This is a genomic window from Vibrio sp. (assembly GCF_984391705.1).
This window is the reverse complement of the sequence record NZ_CFHWOM010000149.1, coordinates 1-1729: the sequence shown is the minus strand read 5'-3', so window position 1 is coordinate 1729 and position 1729 is coordinate 1. Positions and strand designations below refer to the sequence as shown.

At 42.7% G+C, this 1729-nt stretch carries 2 protein-coding genes; both read left to right on the top strand.

The genetic code is table 11. The features are described 5' to 3' along the window. Positions 1-90 precede the first annotated feature (90 nt). Positions 91-915: an AraC family transcriptional regulator gene (locus tag AC4MRV_RS22040; RefSeq protein ID WP_491189403.1), complete on the top strand. Its 825-nt coding sequence runs from the start codon at positions 91-93 to the stop codon at positions 913-915. 74 nt (positions 916-989) lie between these two features. Then, on the top strand, positions 990-1625 hold the full coding sequence (locus AC4MRV_RS22035) for a LysE family translocator (protein ID WP_491189402.1): 636 nt from the start codon (positions 990-992) through the stop codon (positions 1623-1625). The last annotated feature ends 104 nt before the right edge of the window (positions 1626-1729 follow it).

The following is a 1729-nucleotide window of genomic DNA, read 5'->3' as shown; positions in this document are numbered from 1 at the left end:
GACAAAGCCAACTAGAACTTGATAAATATTACGTTAATGAGTTCAATGGTCGCTCAAGATATCAAGGATTGAATACTGAGTTTTTGGCTGATGTTGTTAAATAATGCCCAATTTTACGCCGTCGAAAATCGCGGTGGTGTTGAAGTTCTAATTGCAGATTTTGCAAGTCATAAGTTTGATGCTCATTGGCATGAAACATGGTCTATTGGTGCTGTGATTACAGGTGCTCATGACAATAGCCCTAAAGGGAATGGTGATGGGGTAGTAACGTCTGGGCAAGTATCCCTGCTCGCTCCCGGAGAGGTCCATGCAGGAAAAGTCCTTGGCTCCGATAACTGTAAATATGTGATGTTCTATGTCCAAGAGACAGAGCTAAGTAAGGCGTTTGAACAATTCGGACAACGTGTCCCGTTGATTTCACACATGACAGTGAACTCACCAGAATTGCACCAAGAATTAGTACAATGTGCCATGCAATTAGCAGAACCGTCATCAACCATGTTTGATATTGACGTCTGTTGGACTCGATGTATGGGACTTCTCGTCGAACGACTATCGCAAATTGTCATCGTCGATGACCTTTCTCCTAAGGTAGAAGACTTCAGGAAATTAGTAAAAGCACGCGACTATCTAGAAACTCATTACAACGAATTGATCACTCTCGATCACTTAGCTCATGAGGTCAACCTTTCTAAGTTCCACCTATGCCGTCAGTTTTCTCGAGTTTTCAATATTTCTCCGAACAAGTACTTGCGCCAATTGAGGTTACTAAAAGCAAAGCAGCTCCTTGGCAATGGTTACCCTATAGCGAGTGCCGCTGTAGCCTGTGGCTTTTCTGACCAGTCTCATTTAGGTCGTCAATTTAAAGCCACATTTGGGATCTCTCCTAAAAAGTATGCCGCCGAGTTCAAGTGAGCAATTCTGTTATATAACTGCCTTCTAACCTTTGTCACCCTGCGATTACACAACTCACTTTAGGTAATCGAAAAATGATCGACAGTAATTTAATAGCTCTTTTCACCGTTGCAACATTCGTATTGATGATCACCCCAGGTACAGACATGGTGTACGTGATGTCAAACGCGCTATCTAGCGGGAAAAAAGCAGGGGTAGTTTCTATCTTAGGAGTCGCCAGCGGGGCATACATTCATGTCATTTTGGCAACGCTAGGCGTCGCCGCCGTCGTTTCAGCATCTCCGGCATTGTATAAGATCCTTGTACTTACAGGAGCTTTGTATATGGGATGGATTGGTTGGGGGATCTTTACTCATCATGCAATGATATCATCGTTAGATAAGCGCCCTGCTCGTACTCTTAAAAAGATCTATATGCAGGGAGTAATGACTAATTTACTTAATCCTAAAGCTATTATTTTTACCCTCTCTTTTTTCCCTCAATTTATTTCTCATGAAATGGGTCGGGTCAGTGAACAGATGCTTCTTTTAGGGGTAATACTCGTGATTATCATGGTTCTTGTGGAACTACCACTGGTGTTTTTTGCTAGTGCTATTGGAGAGCGTTTGAGTAAAAGCGAGCGATTATCCAAACGAGTCCACCAGTTTTCAGGAGCAACCCTTATTGCTTTAGCGCTATACATCACAACAACCAGACTGGTGATGCACTGAACTATCGTAAAAAAAGCTTCGGCACAATAAAACAGGCCACTGCCATAAAGCAGCGGCCTTACACTATGGTTATCTTATTACCACAGCTTCCACCATGGTTTCTT